Origin of the sequence: Sphingomonas sinipercae (assembly GCF_011302055.1) — a bacterium.
GTDB classification, from domain to species: domain Bacteria; phylum Pseudomonadota; class Alphaproteobacteria; order Sphingomonadales; family Sphingomonadaceae; genus Sphingomicrobium; species Sphingomicrobium sinipercae.
Genome location: NZ_CP049871.1, coordinates 297,760 through 310,785 on the forward strand (window position 1 = coordinate 297,760; position 13,026 = coordinate 310,785).

Sequence of the window (13,026 nt, forward strand, 5' to 3'; positions counted from 1 at the left end):
ATAGGGGTAAGCTTAGATGAAAAAATTCACCGTACTCGCAGTAGCCGTTGGCCTTGGTTCGCTGGCTGCCTGCAACCAGAGCCCGCAAGAGCAAAAGGCCGACAACATCGAGGCCAATGCCGAAGCCACGGCCGACAACCTTGAGGAAGCGGCCGACAACGCCACGACCGAAGCTGGCGAAGACGCCCTGGAAAACAAGGCCGACGCCACGCGTGAAGCCGGCGAAGAAAAGGCCGATTCGGTCCGCGAAAGCGCGGACGCCGACGGCAACAGCGCCAACTAAGCTCGACGCAGAGCACGCGTCGCGGGGCGTCCTTTGGGCGCCCCGTTTGCGTTTCGGCTCACCGCGCCGAGCGGTGGAACAGCCACGCAGCGCCTAACCAGAGCGCAACGAAGACGGCGGTGATCGGTCCGGTCACCGGATCCTGGGGGTAGCCGATCGCACCCGTGACGCCGTGGGCAGCCGCCGCCGCCGTCAGCAACACGGCCATGGGCTTGGCCCGCATCCGGACGGCCAGCGCGCCAATCAGCACCAGCGGCGGGATCGCCAGCAGCGCGATGTTGAGCGGCGAAGACCCGTCGCCGATATATCCGACCGCAAGGTCGCTCCAGACCAGCAGGAAACCAGTACCGATCGCCGTCAGGGCGCCTAGCCGCTGTGCCCAGTTACGGGCCGCGCGCATCGCCAGCTCGACGACCAGGCCGACGGTGCCGATCAGGCCCGCGGCGAAAACGAAATCGCTAAGCGTCCAGTTGACGCCGGCGTCCGGCGCCAGCCGCATCGCCACCAGCGGCAGCAGGATCAATGCGACCGCGCCGCCCCATCCGACATAGCGTACCCAGCCCAAGTCGCGTTGGTGATTTTCAATCGTGTTCATCGCCGTGCATCCCTTCATTTCACTGGCGGCGAGGTAGCGCGCCGTCGAATGAGCGGCATGAGCGACGGGTGAGCAATCGCTGAAAAGCGTTGGAGCGGTCGCCGTGGACTTCGCGCCCCAGGCTAGCGCTCGCAAACGTCCGGCGTTCCAGTCGAAGAGATTCGCGCGAACGTGTCAGGCGAAGTGCTGATGACGATCCCGCGCGACTTGCAGTCACGCAGCTGGAACCGCACCTTGCGGGACCGGAAGTCGAGCGAGACTCGGCGGAATGATTTCAGAAGGTCGGTGCCCAGCAGCAGCGCCGGCTGGTCCTGAAGCCCGAACAGCTTGAACGGCGGCACATCGGCAAACGCGATCGGGACATCGTTGAGGGCTACCGGGCCCAACTGGAGTTCGCCGATGCGGGCGAAATCCATCTCAACCTTGACGCCGGTGACCCCGGTCACCTGCATCTTGACGAACTTGTCCTTGTTCCGGCGCAGCAACTTGTCGCGCAGTGCAAGGTTGCCGATCGTCACCTGGGTGCCGGTATCGATGACCGCGTCGAGCGGCAGGCCGGCGGCGTGCACCTGGGTCAGGATCAACTGGCCGCGGCGGCGGCGAGCGGTGACGACAATATCGCCGGGGCGGATCTTGATCGGGACTCGGGCATCCTCGATCCGGATCAGCCGCCGTTCGAAATCGAGCATCAGCCGCTGCTGAACGAGCGCGTCGATGCCGATCAATCCGTCGGCCCCAAGATGGGCTTCCCGGAGCGCCGGCAGGCTGACGTCGGTCAGTCGGTTTGACCCCAGCTTGAGCTCGGCAACCCGCACCTGGTCGACGACGTCGCGGGAGGTCATGCCGTTAAGGATGACCGGTTTGCCCACGGGTAGCGCCAGCGCGCGCGCGATCCGCTGTCCGATGACCGACGTGTCGGCGCCGCTGTCGACGACAAACTGATATGGGCCCTGGCCATTGATGAAGACCGGCACCGTCAGCCGCGTTTCCACTTCGCGCGCCTTCAATTCCTCGCCGCCGATCGCCAGTCCCTGGTCGATCTGCGCCGGCGGCAGCGGGGCCACGGTCGATTGGCTCGGCGGCGCTGGCCGGGGCTTGGCGGTCACTCCGCTGACAGCGGATGCCAAGGCCGCCAGGCCGGCCGCAGCGATGATCGACAAGGTCAGATTGCGGGTCACGCTGGCATCCTCGATGGAGCGATCTTTCCTGCCCATCGCTGGCGCGTCAATTGCAGCCTTCCCGATACCCCAGCGCTGGCTGCACGCCGGCGGAGATTTCGCGGACCCGACCGCTGCCGTCGAGGTCGAGCCGGAGGCCGGGCTCGGTCTTGGTCGCTTCGGGCAGGACCAGGACATTGCGCAACGGGTCGCCGGGAGCGGCGAGCAGCTTCGCGCCGTAAAGATGGCGAAAGCCGGGGTAGGCGGCGCGAAGGTCGGCCTCGGTCGAACCAATGCCGATGCCCACGCTGGTTCGGATGGCCGGCGTGACCGGGTCGCCTTCGCCATCCTGCGCCATCACGCTGACCCGCGTGACGATGCCATGTTCCACATAGACGTGAAGGCCGGGGGCCTCGGCCGTCGTATAGATTGCGCAATCGTCGGTGTAGTCGGGCCGTGTCGCCAGCCGGTAGGCGCGCTTCGCGTCGGCCAGCCGGCTGCCAATGGCCAGCTTGCCATAGCCCGCAGCCGACAGTTGCGGGGGCGCGCAGGCCAGGCTCGGCGCCGCGACGATGGCGAGCAAGGTCGCGACGACCGGGAACCGTCCTGCTGTTGTCATCGCACGATCCAGCTCATCTGAAGTTGCAGCTGATGCCCGCCCACATGTGGCTGATCCGGGCGGCCTTACTTGTCCCGTCCAGTATCCCGAACAGGTCGCCAGCAGCGAATTCAGTGCCAAGAGTCGATTCGAAAACCTTCGCCACAAGCGCGCTGTCGAGTTCGGCGCGCGTGCTGCCGGGGCCGATTCCAGCGGCATTGGCGAGGCGCTCGCCACCCGGCTTCGAGTTGCCGCCGCCGGCCGCCCAGCCGACGAACTTGCCGTCCTGGAAATAGACGGCCAGCCCGTCGTCCCAGCTCGCCTGCTGGAGCGGGCCGGCGCCGCATTCGTCGAGCTTGCCGCCGACCGGTGGTCCTCGGAAGGCCAGCGCATCGAGCAATTGTTCGCCCCAAATGCCAAAGCCAAGGGTCCGCGACGAACCCGATTCGCGATCGAACAGCATCAGACCTTCGCCGGCCAAGGCGAGCGCCGGCGGCTCGGCCTGGGCGGGCTCGGCCGACACCGCCGGGGCGGGCCTAACGGCGGGTGCTGCTGCGGTCGGTCGCTGGGCCGTCGCCGCGCCTTCGTCCGCGCCGGGCGAGCAAGCGGCGAGCGCCAGTGCAAAGGCGATGCTTGATAAACGTCGGCTCATCGGCCGACATCAGCCACATCGAACGGGCGGAAGGCTAGAAAAATAATGCTTGCTACCGTACTATGGTACGGAAGTTAGACGCTGGCCACCGGCGGCGAATCATTGCCCCGGAAAGCGAAGGAGACACGAAATGAACAGCCAGATGACCGAACAGCAGACGCAGGCGGCAAAGCTCGACACGCGGGGCGGCTGCCGCTGCAATCCGTGCACCTGCAAGAACTGCGGCTGCTAAAAAACGACACGGCCGCGCCTCTGCCGTGGGGCGCGGCCGATTTCGTGCTAAAGAAGCACCTGCACACCAGGAGAGCAGCCATGGCCAAGGGCCAGATGAAATCGAACAAGGAAGCGCGCAAGCCGAAGAAGGAAAAGGTGAAGACCATCGCCGCCAACCCTTCGACCAAGGGCGGCGGCGGGCTTGAGAAGCTGGAGCATTTCAAAAACAGCTAAGCCGCGATGAGCGCTGCCGTCCGCATCCTGGTCGACGCCGACGCCTGCCCCGTAAAGGACGAGGTCTACAAGGTGGCGTGGCGGCGCGGCGTGCCGGTGGCCGTGGTCAGCAACCAACGCATCCGCGTGCCCGATCACCCGCTGATTGAGCGGATCGTGGTGTCGGACGCCTTCGATGCCGCCGACGACTGGATCGCCGGGCAGGCCGACGTCCGCGCAGTGGTGATAACTGGCGACATCCTGCTTGCCGACCGCTGCCTGAAAAAAGGCGCGACGGTGATCGCCCACAACGGCAAGCCCTTCACCGGCGCCAGCATTGGCGGCGCCATCGCCACCCGGGCGATCATGGCCGATCTTCGGGTCGCGGCCGACGGCATCACCGGCGGACCTGCGCCGTTCGCAAAGGCCGACCGGTCGCGGTTCCTGCAGGCGCTCGACACGGCGCTGGAGCGGCTGCGCCGGTAAGACGCCGCCTCGCTCTCCAATTTAAAAAACGCGCAGCGCGCCGGCCGATTTTTGACCGCGGTCAAAGTCTTCCATCCCAAGCGCGCCTAATGCCGCTCCAAGCAAAGGAGTTCGGCAGATGGTTGCTCGCCTCGACAAAGTTCAATTGATCGACAGCAGCGAAATTGTCGCTGCGCCGCCGGCGCCGGCCTGGCAGGACTATAGCTTTGAGCTTCCGCTTGGATTGCACCTTGCCATGGGCGCGCTCTTCCTGGGCTTCGTGGCGGTACTCAGCGCCGCCTTTGCCAATCCCGGGATGGCGGTGCCCTTTGGCATTTGCGTCGCCTTCATCGCGGCCTTCTTCACCGTTCCGGCGATCTTCGTCCGCTCGGCCCCCGACGGAAGCGCCAAGTCGAAGCGCTGGTCGGATTTCATCGAGCATGGGATCGCGGTCGAACGCGGCCGCTGTGGTGGTAGCGAGGCGGTGGTCCTGGTCCTTGTCCTGCCGGTGCTGATCTTCTGCTGGGCGCTCGCCATCGCGACGATCGCGGCGCTGACCTAAGCCGCGAGCTGTTCGAGCCGGACGGCGTCGACGAGCCTGACTCCGCGGCGGCCCTGGCGGGCGATCACGCCTTCGCGCTCCAGCCGGGAAAGCTGGCGGCTGACCGTCTCGATGGTCAGGCCAAGTACGCCGGCGATTTCCGCGCGGCTTAGTGGAAGGTCGAATTGGGCGGCGGCGTGGCACGGGGATTCGCTGGCCGAACGGGCGATGGAAAGGATGAAGCCGGCGACCTTCTGCTGCGCGCTGCGGCGGCTCATCAGGTCGATGGCCGACCGGCTTTCGAACAAATCCTGGGCAGTGCGCCGGAGCAGGGCGCGGCCAAGTGCCGGAAAACGCTCGATCGCACGCTCGTAATCCTTGCGAGCGAAGACGCACAGGTTGCTGTCGGTCAAGGCGACGACGTCGTGCCGCTCGACCGGTGCGAACATCTCGCCGACGAACCCCGCCGGATGGACCAGGCTCAAAATCCGCTCGGTCCCGTCGGCGGAGAAGCTCGCGATCTTCAACGCGCCCGAGATCAACGTTGCGCACGCAAATCCCTCGTCGCCCGTTGCGAACAGCGTTTCCCCACGGCGCAGCGTGCGATGCTGGCCAAGCTGTGTAAGCTCGGAGCGTTGATCTTCGGTAAGCGCGGAGCAGGCGGCACGATCCCGCACGGGGCAGGTGGCGCAGGCGAGAGGATTGGCGGCCATGCGTCGGATTCTAGGCGCGAAGCGAGCCCATCGCCACCGCTAGATACTCCCAGCGCCGAGCCGTCAGATTGACCGCAGTCAAAGTAGGAGTAGCGTCGCGCGAATAGCCGGGCGCAACGACCGATCTGGAGTGACTCGATGTACCGCCTTTTGACGTTCGCCGCCTTGGTGATCCTGTCCTCGTCCGCGCAGGCCCACGTGAAGTGGTTCGAGGAATTTGAGGTGGCGCAAAGCCCGGTCCCGATCCTGACCACGCTGGCACTGCCATACTTCTGGCTGGGCATGGGCCTGGTCCTGGCCTTCTTCCTGACGACCACCATGCTGGAACGGCGGGCGCCCGGCATCGCTGTCAGCAGGGGCCTCGACAAGGCGACCCGGCTGCTGCGCGACAATGCCGACGCCTTCCTAATCGCCGTCATCTTCGCTTTCTTCGTTGCGCTCTACGCCGTCGGCGGATCCTACCTGACGCCGGAGCTGAAGACCCGGTCCGAGCTGATCCCGTGGGCGCAGCTGGTCATTGCCTTGCTGGCCCTCGCGCGGCGGACTCGGCCGATCGCGGCGATTGCGATCGTCCTGCTGTGGCTGGTCGCGATGGGCAATTACGACCTGTTCCACCTCTACGATTATCTCGCGCTGGGCCTTGGCCTGGCCGGCTATCTGCTGCTGTCGGGCATGAAGGACGGCGCGTGGCATGATCGCCGTTTCGCGGTCCTGCGCTGGGGCGTGGCGCTGGCGCTAATGTGGTCGAGCATGGAAAAGCTCATGTACCCGCAGTGGTTCACGCCGCTGCTTGAAGAAAAGCCGTTCCTGGCCTTCGGCATCCCGTTCGGCCCGTACACGACGATGGCGGGGGTCGCCGAATTCACGCTTGGGTTCGGGCTGTTGTGGACCTCGCTGATCCGGCGGCTGAGCGCGGCGGCGCTGTTCCTGTTGATGTTTTCGGCGGTCTATCCGTTCGGGCGGGTCGACATGATCGGCCATGCGACGATCCTTGCGGCGCTGCTGGTCGTCATCGCCGATCCGGCGCCGCGCGAAGCGCTGGAAGTCGCGCCGCACGATCGCCGCTCGACCTGGTGGGTGCCGGTCGGGCTGGTGATTGCCCTGGCGGTGACGATGATCTCCTACTCCGGGCAGCATTACGTCATTTACAAGCAGGCGACGGGACCACTGGCGGCGCTTCTGCGGCCGGAAAGCAAGCGCCCGCCATCGTCGCAATCGGGGGTCGGCCCGGGCGCTTTCTGGCGCGGGCAGGAGCATTATCATGGCCAGCCGGGGCCCGAGGCAGACCCGGCGACCGCGGCCATGATGGAAGCGATGGACGCGATGCAGGCCGACATGAACGGGGTTCGCATGACCGGCGACGTCGACCGCGATTTCGTCGCAATGATGGTCCCGCATCACCAGTCGGCGGTCGCGATGGCGCAAGCCTACCTGCAAAGCGGTCGCGACCCGCAGCTGCGCGCGCTTGCCCAGCATATCGTCGACAGCCAGCAGCAGGAGATCCGACAGATGCAATCGCGCGGCGCAGCTGCGGGAGCGCACGCCGGCCACTGACACGGGCTTTGGTCTATCACCGGCATCGACCGGCGGCCCGCCGCGTTCCCACCAGCAAACAGCGATGGGAGAACGAAGATGGCCGAGATGACGATCGAGCAACTGAGCGAAAAGATGCGCGACATCGATTTCTGCATGCTGACGACGATCAGCGACGGCGGGCTGGCGGCGCGGCCGATGTCGAACAACCGCGAAGTCGCCTTCGACGGCGACTGCTTCTTCTTCAGCGACGGCGACAGCCGCACGGTCAAGGACCTGGAACGCGACCCGACCGCGGGCCTGAGCTTCCAGGGCAGCGGCGGGCTGATGGGCGTGGTCGGCAAGCCCGGCATCTTCATCGCCATTGAAGGCAAGGGCGAGCTGATCCGCGACAAGGCGCAGTTCGAGAAGCGCTGGCAAAAAGGGCTGGAACGCTGGTGGCCGCAAGGGATCGACACGCCGGGCCTGACGCTGATCAAGGTCAAGGCCGACCGCGTGCATTATTGGGATGGCGGCGATGAAGGGGAGGTCAAGCTGACCAGCGCCTGACCCGCAGGAGCCGCAAGATCGGCGCTTAACGTCACTAAAGTCACGCGGTCGTGCAGCATTTTCGTGACTTTAGCGGGCGGGTCGGCAGCCTCGGCGAGACGGCGAATCGCGCCGTGATGCACCGACGGCGGCACCGGGCGATTCCAGCACGAAGGCCCGCCTGTAGGACAGCAAAATCGGCCGGCGCGTGGTAAGCGGCGGGATGGCCGGCGACCCTTTCAACCTGCAGCGCTTCGTCGATTCGCAAGGCGGCGGCGTGTACGAACAGGCGCTGGCCGAGTTACGAGCCGGCGAGAAACGCAGCCACTGGATCTGGTCCCGTCGCAGACGCGGACAGTCCCCCGGACTGCTCGCCCATGCTCCGTCCCCCAGCACCGCGACCTGGGGCGAAGCGAGATGGCGCAATATTACGGCCTGTCAGGCGAGGATGAGGCGCGGGCGTATTTGGCGCATCCGCTGCTTGGGCCGCGGTATCGCGAGTGCGTCGCGGCGGTGCGCGCGTGGGTGGATGAAGGCCGAAGCCTGGAGACGATCTTCGGCACCCTCGACGCGATGAAGTTCAGGTCGAGCGTGGAGATTTTCGCGCTTTAGGCCAGCGCACAGAAAAAGGGGCGGCGAACGCCACCCCTTTCCTCGTTCGTTTCGCTCCGCGTTCAGGCAGTGCGGATATAATAGAGCCGGATTTTGCGGTCGTAATCGTCCGACCATTCGGGCTCCCGGCCGCCCGCTGCGCCGGTGGCGGGCAAGCCTGACCGCCTGGGGTGAAAGCACCGGCGGCGGCGCTTCTTGGTCCGACTCGGCCGCAAGGCGTATGGTGGAGCCCCCGTCAGCAAAGGAGGCTCCAGATGCGACGGCTTGGCGATATCGTGCACTTCGATGCCCGCGATGATTTCAGCGAGGGCGATCACCAGGAGTATGTTGAAAGCGGTCTGCGCGACATGCTGCTAATCGGTGGCGCGGCGGTGCTGCTGATCGGCGGTTTCGTGGCATCGCTGCTTTAGCGCGCGCGGGGTGCCTGAAGACGGGGCGCAGGCCTAGCGCGCGGGCTGCGTATTCTCGCCTTCGCGCGAGCCAGTCGCGCCGGGATGCGCCTGCGGCCGGGCGATGTGGCGCTTCATTTCGGCAATCTCGCGCACCTGCGCCGCGATGATGGCATCGGTCCGCTTGCTCGTCATGATCGCGAGCGAATGGTGTGGGATCATCGCCTCCATATAGGCCACGTCCCCCACCGTTTCCTGGCGCGCACCAGCCACAGACGATCTTCGGCGCGCTCGATGCGATGAAATTCAGGTCGGGCGTGGACATTTTCGGGCTGTAGAAGATGACCGGCAGGGAGGTGGACGCGATGGAAAACGATTCCGGATCGATCGAGGGCAAGTGCCTGTGCGGCGCCGTGACGGTGCGGGCAGTGCCGCGCCGGCGCACGGTCGAGGCCTGCCATTGCACGATGTGCCGCAAGTGGAGCGGGGGCGCTTACCTGGGCGTCCAGTGCGGCAGCGAAGTCGAGTTTTCGGGGGCGGAGCATATCGTGCGCTACCGATCCTCACAGTGGGCGGAGCGCGGCTTTTGCGGGCGCTGCGGAAGCAGCCTTTTCTTCCACTATTTGCCGGGCGACGGCTACGGCCTGCTCGCCGGCCTGTTCGACGACGACGCGCTGGAGCCGCTCGCCGAAGAAATCTTCATCGACGAAAAGCCGGCCTATTACGCCTTCGCCGGCAATGCCGAGAAGCTGACCGGGGCGCAGGTGATGGCGAAATTCGGCGTTGGCGAGAGCGGGGGCGGCTGAACGACCGGCGGCGGCGCGCTTAGCCGCGATGCCACGCCAGCGTGGGCGCGACGAGGGCCTTGGCGTGGCCGTGGCCCATCTCATGCTCCGCCTTCAGCCAGGCGACCAGCTCCATGTGCTTCGACGGCGGACGGGCGCGGATCAGCGCCTTCCACTCCGCGATCTGGCGGTAGGTGTCTTGATCGAGGGGAATTAGGAGGCGGGGCCTTTGATGGGGGTGGTCATCGGGTCTGTTCAAGAATTCGCCGTCAGAGGCAGCCAAGCGCAGCAGGCGCTGACGGCATCATGCATCTGACAACCACCCTTCCTCAATTAGGCGAGCTATGGCGATGCCTATCTGCCGTTCCGTAAAGCTAGATTTTCGTACGTTCCAAGCGGCGCAGAAATTCTTAATCTCCGGCACAGCTGTGGATCCTATCTCGGTAGCTGCCCAGTGGGTCGTCGCTAATAACTCGAGCCCCACGGGGGTTTCGAAACCTTCGATGAGTCTGTCGATGCCCTCCAACCGTCGCTCAGTGTCGACATCTGAGCTTAACACCGCCGCTGCCTCTTCGACTGCAGTCGGCACTAGCGAAATTTTCTTGAACGGCTGGTCGCCTCCGTCACCGTAGCCAGCCGTATAATATCCTTCCATGTCACTCAGGACGTGGCGAAGATTGTCAGCGTACGGACCGTAATGGCCCTTAACGAAGCGGAGCCTCATGGGCAGCCCGGAAGTCTGGAGGAAGTAAACGAGCTTGTGAACTTCTAACAGAGTGACATACGGCTCCATTAGCCCGCGAACATACCTGTCCATAATGCTCACGAGAGCTGCACGGTATGGCGTGAGTTGAGGGGCAGACTTTCTTTTGTGACGCGCCATTCTGTCGCTATCTGCATGCGGCTCAAAGACGAGAATGTCGACGTCTTCGATGCTTTCAAGAGCATCAATAATTCTAGCTTTCACGGCGGGCCAAGGTAAGCCGCCAAGGCCACTCCCCAGGGGAGGTATGGCAACCGACTTCACTTTCAATCGCTGCAGCTCTTCTCGTAGAGCAAACAAACCAGATTCGATATCCTCGAGCTTACTATTGCCTTTCCAGTGGCGCTTTGTCGGGAAATTGATGATGTACTTCGGATTAGTCATCTCACCAGTATGGTGAACGTACATCTTACCTGGGACGACTTCGCCAGCTGCGCATGCCGCGGCGTACGAAGAGAAGTTTGCCGGGTACATCTTTTTGAATTGCAGAGCGATTCCTCGCCCCATAATGCCCACGCAGTTTACCGTGTTCACCAACGCCTCTGCGTCGCTATTAAGCAGATCCCCGCGTGCGAATCTAATCATGCCGAGGCCTCCCCACTAGTAGTACCATCCCGACATACGCTGAACGAGCGGCCGGTGAGGCTGGCCCTGCAAGGCCTGCGCCACCTGCATTGCGATCGGGTCTGAATGAGTCCCAACACGATCGAACAGTTCCCATGGGAAGAAGTCGTGGACCAGTAACTCAGACTGTTTTGCCTCCTTCACCTCAGGGTCGGTGAACATCGTTCTCGGTATGAGGTCCCATCGTAGTTCATCAAGACTCCCCCGATGCGCTCGAAATTCTGTAAAGACGGCGGTCGCGTTACCTAAGCTGAAGGCCCACGGGACCTCTTGCTCTTCCACCCAGTCCAACACACGAGCCAAGTCGGCTTCCAGATGGATAATCGGCTGCTGACCGCCTCGGTACGCCAGGGCCGGATGGTTGGCCATGTGTATCACATAAAGCATGATTGATCTAGAACAAAAGTAGAACGGCACATAGTCGCCGACGAAGGTTCTAGGCCGAACGTCTACCTGCCGACGCAGCCGTGTAGCCTTCAAATCGCCCATTCCGATCGTGGTACCGCACGCCCCGGCGGCGCGCATACGCGCGTCACTTAAAAGACCGCCTGCCGCTAGAATGCTAGGGAGCCGGTCGATGTGTACAATGTGGTAGATCTTGGCGTTGGCCGGACATGGCGGCATGCCAGTCTACGCTCCCTCCCGCTTATGACCGGGGAATCGTACGGCGCTTGCGCAGCGACCGCCAGAGTCAATTATGTCACACCCTAGTATCTAGACAGACTTCGCCACATAGAGGCCGCCACCCTCCCGATAGCGCTCAAACATCTCCGCCGTACCGGCTTCCGCTTCCTCAGCGGCAATGCTCTGCTCCAGCGGAACATTCTGCTTCGCCGCAAAATCCCTGACCTCCTGCCTAATCTTCATTGAGCAGAACTTGGGGCCGCACATCGAGCAGAAGTGCGCGGTCTTGGCGCCTTCGGCCGGCAGCATCTGGTTATGGTGTTGTTCGGCCGTGTCGGGGCCCAACGGCAGGTCAAACTGGTCCGCTGGAGCCGTGCAACGCGCACTGGGTGCGGGAGCGGGGCATTTGCGGTAGACTGCCTGCACGGTCCGGCAGTGGCTTGGTCCGCGCTACGTTCAGCAAGGGGATGGCTCCATGCCCATCTTGAACACGCATCCCGAACGGCATTTGGTCGAGCGCATCGGCTGGCTTCGCGCCGCGGTCCTCGGCGCCAATGACGGGATCGTGTCGACCGCCAGCCTGATCGTCGGCGTCGCCGCGGCGGCGTCGGGGCGGGGCGAGATATTGCTTGCCGGCGTGGCCGGGCTGGTCGCCGGCGCGATGTCGATGGCGGCGGGCGAATATGTGTCCGTCAGCTCCCAGGCCGACACCGAAGCCGCCGACCTGGCGCGCGAGCGGGCCGAACTGGCCGCTTCACCCGCGTTCGAGCAATCGGAACTGGCCTCCATCTATGTCCAGCGCGGCCTCGACGAAGCGCTTGCCGGGCAGGTCGCGGAGCAGCTCATGGCCAAGGACCCCATCGGCGCCCATGCGCGCGACGAGCTGAGCATCACGCACGTCACCACCGCGCGGCCGGTGCAAGCCGCGCTCACTTCGGCCGCGACCTTTACCGCGGGGGCGGCGCTGCCACTGCTCGCCGCGTGGCTGCTGCCGTCCGGGCCGGCGATGATCACCGGCGTGGCGAGCGCGTCCCTGGTGTTCCTGGCCCTGCTTGGCGCGGTCGGCGCCAAGGTCGGCGGTGCGCCGATCGCCAAGGCGACGCTGCGCGTGGCCTTCTGGGGCGCGCTGGCGATGGCGATCACGGCCGGGATCGGCAGGCTGGTCGGGGCCGCTGTCTAGGACCGGGCAGCGTCCGGTCGCACTATCGCCCGGCGGTGTCGGTCGAGCGGTCTATGGCGCCGGCTTTGGCGCTGGCGGCCAAGGGGCTTGCGGGAGGCGGTGGGAATATCGGTAGATCACTTGCCATTGGCCGCCCCGGCGGACCCAGGTGTCGGTGACGGCGAAGCGCATCGCTTCCGCGGGGCGGTCGGGCCGGCGCTTGACCCGCCACAGCCCCTGCGCAAGCGCCACCGCGGTATCGCCGGCGACCGCAACGTCGACTACCTCGACCGCGAATGCCTCGTGCTGGAACGCGCGCGAATTGCGCATCCATTCAGCCCGGAACGTAAGCCGTTCCTGACCCGCGTCCGTCACGCCCGCCAGCCTGAATTCCGGGGCAACGATGCGGTCGATGAAGGCGAAGTCCCGCTTGACGAAAGCCTGGCCCCAATCGTGCTCGAGCTTGCGGATTTCGGCGACGATGGCGGCATCGGCCGGCGGCGGTGCGAGTGCCTGCGGCGTGGCCGGCGCAGGCTGCAACGCGGCCGCTGCAGCGGCGATCAAAAGCGCATTCATCGG

General features: G+C 64.9%; 20 protein-coding genes and 2 pseudogenes. 11 read left to right on the plus strand and 11 right to left on the minus strand.

Annotated elements, in window-relative coordinates:
* The first annotated feature begins 16 nt into the window (after positions 1 to 16).
* On the plus strand, positions 17 to 283 hold the full coding sequence (locus G7078_RS01565) for a hypothetical protein (RefSeq protein ID WP_166092318.1): 267 nt from the start codon (positions 17 to 19) through the stop codon (positions 281 to 283).
* Positions 284 to 341: 58 nt separating this feature from the next.
* Here G7078_RS01565 and G7078_RS01570 read toward each other — a convergent pair whose 3' ends face one another.
* The 4 genes from G7078_RS01570 to G7078_RS01585 form a co-directional block, all read right to left on the minus strand.
* Positions 342 to 878, minus strand: a complete 537-nt coding sequence (locus G7078_RS01570; RefSeq protein ID WP_166092320.1) for a hypothetical protein — start codon at positions 876 to 878, stop codon at positions 342 to 344.
* Between the two features lie 122 nt (positions 879 to 1,000).
* Positions 1,001 to 2,092, minus strand: coding sequence for a retroviral-like aspartic protease family protein (locus tag G7078_RS01575; RefSeq protein ID WP_166092323.1), 1,092 nt, complete (start codon positions 2,090 to 2,092; stop codon positions 1,001 to 1,003).
* A gap of 10 nt (positions 2,093 to 2,102) precedes the next feature.
* Positions 2,103 to 2,654 carry a hypothetical protein gene (locus G7078_RS01580; RefSeq protein ID WP_166092326.1) on the minus strand — a complete coding sequence of 184 codons (552 nt, stop codon included), beginning with the start codon at positions 2,652 to 2,654 and terminating at the stop codon, positions 2,103 to 2,105.
* Positions 2,655 to 2,667: 13 nt separating this feature from the next.
* Positions 2,668 to 3,285, minus strand: coding sequence for a hypothetical protein (locus G7078_RS01585; RefSeq protein ID WP_166092327.1), 618 nt, complete (start codon positions 3,283 to 3,285; stop codon positions 2,668 to 2,670).
* A gap of 102 nt (positions 3,286 to 3,387) precedes the next feature.
* Here G7078_RS01585 and G7078_RS01590 point away from each other — a divergent pair, with 102 nt between their 5' ends.
* From G7078_RS01590 to G7078_RS01600, 3 genes are all read left to right on the plus strand, one after another.
* Positions 3,388 to 3,732, plus strand: a complete 345-nt coding sequence (locus G7078_RS01590) for a hypothetical protein (protein WP_166091708.1) — start codon at positions 3,388 to 3,390, stop codon at positions 3,730 to 3,732.
* A gap of 6 nt (positions 3,733 to 3,738) precedes the next feature.
* The gene (locus G7078_RS01595; protein WP_166092328.1) at positions 3,739 to 4,197 is read left to right on the plus strand and encodes a YaiI/YqxD family protein; all 459 of its coding nucleotides are present in this window, start codon (positions 3,739 to 3,741) and stop codon (positions 4,195 to 4,197) included.
* A gap of 118 nt (positions 4,198 to 4,315) precedes the next feature.
* Positions 4,316 to 4,738: a hypothetical protein gene (locus tag G7078_RS01600; protein ID WP_166092329.1), complete on the plus strand. Its 423-nt coding sequence runs from the start codon at positions 4,316 to 4,318 to the stop codon at positions 4,736 to 4,738.
* Here the strand turns inward: G7078_RS01600 and G7078_RS01605 are convergent.
* Positions 4,735 to 5,430, minus strand: a complete 696-nt coding sequence (locus tag G7078_RS01605; protein WP_166092331.1) for a Crp/Fnr family transcriptional regulator — start codon at positions 5,428 to 5,430, stop codon at positions 4,735 to 4,737. The two genes, G7078_RS01600 and G7078_RS01605, sit on opposite strands and share 4 nt — an antisense overlap.
* 138 nt (positions 5,431 to 5,568) lie before the next feature.
* On the opposite strand from G7078_RS01605, the gene G7078_RS10790 reads away from it, so the two are divergent.
* From G7078_RS10790 to G7078_RS01625, 5 genes and pseudogenes are all read left to right on the plus strand, one after another.
* Positions 5,569 to 6,984, plus strand: a complete 1,416-nt coding sequence (locus tag G7078_RS10790; RefSeq protein ID WP_206367459.1) for a DUF305 domain-containing protein — start codon at positions 5,569 to 5,571, stop codon at positions 6,982 to 6,984.
* A gap of 78 nt (positions 6,985 to 7,062) precedes the next feature.
* Complete coding sequence (locus G7078_RS01615) at positions 7,063 to 7,512, plus strand: pyridoxamine 5'-phosphate oxidase family protein (RefSeq protein WP_166092333.1); 450 nt, start codon at positions 7,063 to 7,065, stop codon at positions 7,510 to 7,512.
* Between the two features lie 202 nt (positions 7,513 to 7,714).
* A pseudogene (locus tag G7078_RS10960) lies at positions 7,715 to 7,816 on the plus strand (DUF1810 family protein); the annotation flags it as partial.
* A gap of 8 nt (positions 7,817 to 7,824) precedes the next feature.
* Complete coding sequence (locus tag G7078_RS10965; protein ID WP_425505264.1) at positions 7,825 to 8,103, plus strand: DUF1810 family protein; 279 nt, start codon at positions 7,825 to 7,827, stop codon at positions 8,101 to 8,103.
* A 254-nt stretch (positions 8,104 to 8,357) separates the two neighbouring features.
* The gene (locus G7078_RS01625; protein ID WP_166092334.1) at positions 8,358 to 8,513 is read left to right on the plus strand and encodes a hypothetical protein; all 156 of its coding nucleotides are present in this window, start codon (positions 8,358 to 8,360) and stop codon (positions 8,511 to 8,513) included.
* Positions 8,514 to 8,546: 33 nt separating this feature from the next.
* Here the strand turns inward: G7078_RS01625 and G7078_RS10860 are convergent, their stop codons facing one another.
* Complete coding sequence (locus G7078_RS10860; RefSeq protein WP_425505254.1) at positions 8,547 to 8,765, minus strand: hypothetical protein; 219 nt, start codon at positions 8,763 to 8,765, stop codon at positions 8,547 to 8,549.
* A 92-nt stretch (positions 8,766 to 8,857) separates the two neighbouring features.
* Here G7078_RS10860 and G7078_RS01635 point away from each other — a divergent pair, with 92 nt between their 5' ends.
* Positions 8,858 to 9,298: a GFA family protein gene (locus G7078_RS01635; protein WP_166092336.1), complete on the plus strand. Its 441-nt coding sequence runs from the start codon at positions 8,858 to 8,860 to the stop codon at positions 9,296 to 9,298.
* 19 nt (positions 9,299 to 9,317) lie between these two features.
* Here the strand turns inward: G7078_RS01635 and G7078_RS01640 are convergent, their stop codons facing one another.
* From G7078_RS01640 to G7078_RS01655, 4 genes and pseudogenes are all read right to left on the minus strand, one after another.
* Complete coding sequence (locus tag G7078_RS01640) at positions 9,318 to 9,536, minus strand: DUF4287 domain-containing protein (protein WP_246166404.1); 219 nt, start codon at positions 9,534 to 9,536, stop codon at positions 9,318 to 9,320.
* 45 nt (positions 9,537 to 9,581) lie between these two features.
* Entirely contained in the window at positions 9,582 to 10,625 is a 1,044-nt protein-coding gene (darG, locus tag G7078_RS01645; protein ID WP_166092337.1) for a type II toxin-antitoxin system antitoxin DNA ADP-ribosyl glycohydrolase DarG, read from the minus strand.
* 15 nt (positions 10,626 to 10,640) lie between these two features.
* Complete coding sequence (gene darT / locus G7078_RS01650; RefSeq protein WP_166092338.1) at positions 10,641 to 11,288, minus strand: type II toxin-antitoxin system toxin DNA ADP-ribosyl transferase DarT; 648 nt, start codon at positions 11,286 to 11,288, stop codon at positions 10,641 to 10,643.
* A 90-nt stretch (positions 11,289 to 11,378) separates the two neighbouring features.
* Positions 11,379 to 11,651, minus strand: a pseudogene (locus tag G7078_RS01655) (phosphomethylpyrimidine synthase ThiC); the annotation flags it as partial.
* A 112-nt stretch (positions 11,652 to 11,763) separates the two neighbouring features.
* Here G7078_RS01655 and G7078_RS01660 point away from each other — a divergent pair.
* Positions 11,764 to 12,468, plus strand: a complete 705-nt coding sequence (locus tag G7078_RS01660; RefSeq protein WP_166092340.1) for a VIT1/CCC1 transporter family protein — start codon at positions 11,764 to 11,766, stop codon at positions 12,466 to 12,468.
* Positions 12,469 to 12,519: 51 nt separating this feature from the next.
* Here the strand turns inward: G7078_RS01660 and G7078_RS01665 are convergent, their stop codons facing one another.
* Complete coding sequence (locus tag G7078_RS01665; RefSeq protein WP_166092341.1) at positions 12,520 to 13,023, minus strand: nuclear transport factor 2 family protein; 504 nt, start codon at positions 13,021 to 13,023, stop codon at positions 12,520 to 12,522.
* Between the last annotated feature and the right edge of the window lie 3 nt (positions 13,024 to 13,026).

Excerpts from the sequence above, each read along its gene's own strand:
- G7078_RS01565 (WP_166092318.1), top strand. The coding sequence starts at position 17 with ATGAAAAAATTCACCGTACTCGCAGTAGCCGTTGGCCTTGGTTCGCTG.
- G7078_RS01570 (WP_166092320.1), bottom strand. The coding sequence starts at position 878 with ATGAACACGATTGAAAATCACCAACGCGACTTGGGCTGGGTACGCTAT.
- G7078_RS01575 (WP_166092323.1), bottom strand. The coding sequence starts at position 2,092 with ATGGGCAGGAAAGATCGCTCCATCGAGGATGCCAGCGTGACCCGCAAT.
- G7078_RS01580 (WP_166092326.1), bottom strand. The coding sequence starts at position 2,654 with ATGACAACAGCAGGACGGTTCCCGGTCGTCGCGACCTTGCTCGCCATC.
- G7078_RS01585 (WP_166092327.1), bottom strand. The coding sequence starts at position 3,285 with ATGAGCCGACGTTTATCAAGCATCGCCTTTGCACTGGCGCTCGCCGCT.
- G7078_RS01595 (WP_166092328.1), top strand. The coding sequence starts at position 3,739 with ATGAGCGCTGCCGTCCGCATCCTGGTCGACGCCGACGCCTGCCCCGTA.
- G7078_RS01600 (WP_166092329.1), top strand. The coding sequence starts at position 4,316 with ATGGTTGCTCGCCTCGACAAAGTTCAATTGATCGACAGCAGCGAAATT.
- G7078_RS01605 (WP_166092331.1), bottom strand. The coding sequence starts at position 5,430 with ATGGCCGCCAATCCTCTCGCCTGCGCCACCTGCCCCGTGCGGGATCGT.
- G7078_RS10790 (WP_206367459.1), top strand. The coding sequence starts at position 5,569 with ATGTACCGCCTTTTGACGTTCGCCGCCTTGGTGATCCTGTCCTCGTCC.
- G7078_RS01615 (WP_166092333.1), top strand. The coding sequence starts at position 7,063 with ATGGCCGAGATGACGATCGAGCAACTGAGCGAAAAGATGCGCGACATC.
- G7078_RS01625 (WP_166092334.1), top strand. The coding sequence starts at position 8,358 with ATGCGACGGCTTGGCGATATCGTGCACTTCGATGCCCGCGATGATTTC.
- G7078_RS01635 (WP_166092336.1), top strand. The coding sequence starts at position 8,858 with ATGGAAAACGATTCCGGATCGATCGAGGGCAAGTGCCTGTGCGGCGCC.
- darG (WP_166092337.1), bottom strand. The coding sequence starts at position 10,625 with ATGATTAGATTCGCACGCGGGGATCTGCTTAATAGCGACGCAGAGGCG.
- darT (WP_166092338.1), bottom strand. The coding sequence starts at position 11,288 with ATGCCGCCATGTCCGGCCAACGCCAAGATCTACCACATTGTACACATC.
- G7078_RS01660 (WP_166092340.1), top strand. The coding sequence starts at position 11,764 with ATGCCCATCTTGAACACGCATCCCGAACGGCATTTGGTCGAGCGCATC.
- G7078_RS01665 (WP_166092341.1), bottom strand. The coding sequence starts at position 13,023 with ATGAATGCGCTTTTGATCGCCGCTGCAGCGGCCGCGTTGCAGCCTGCG.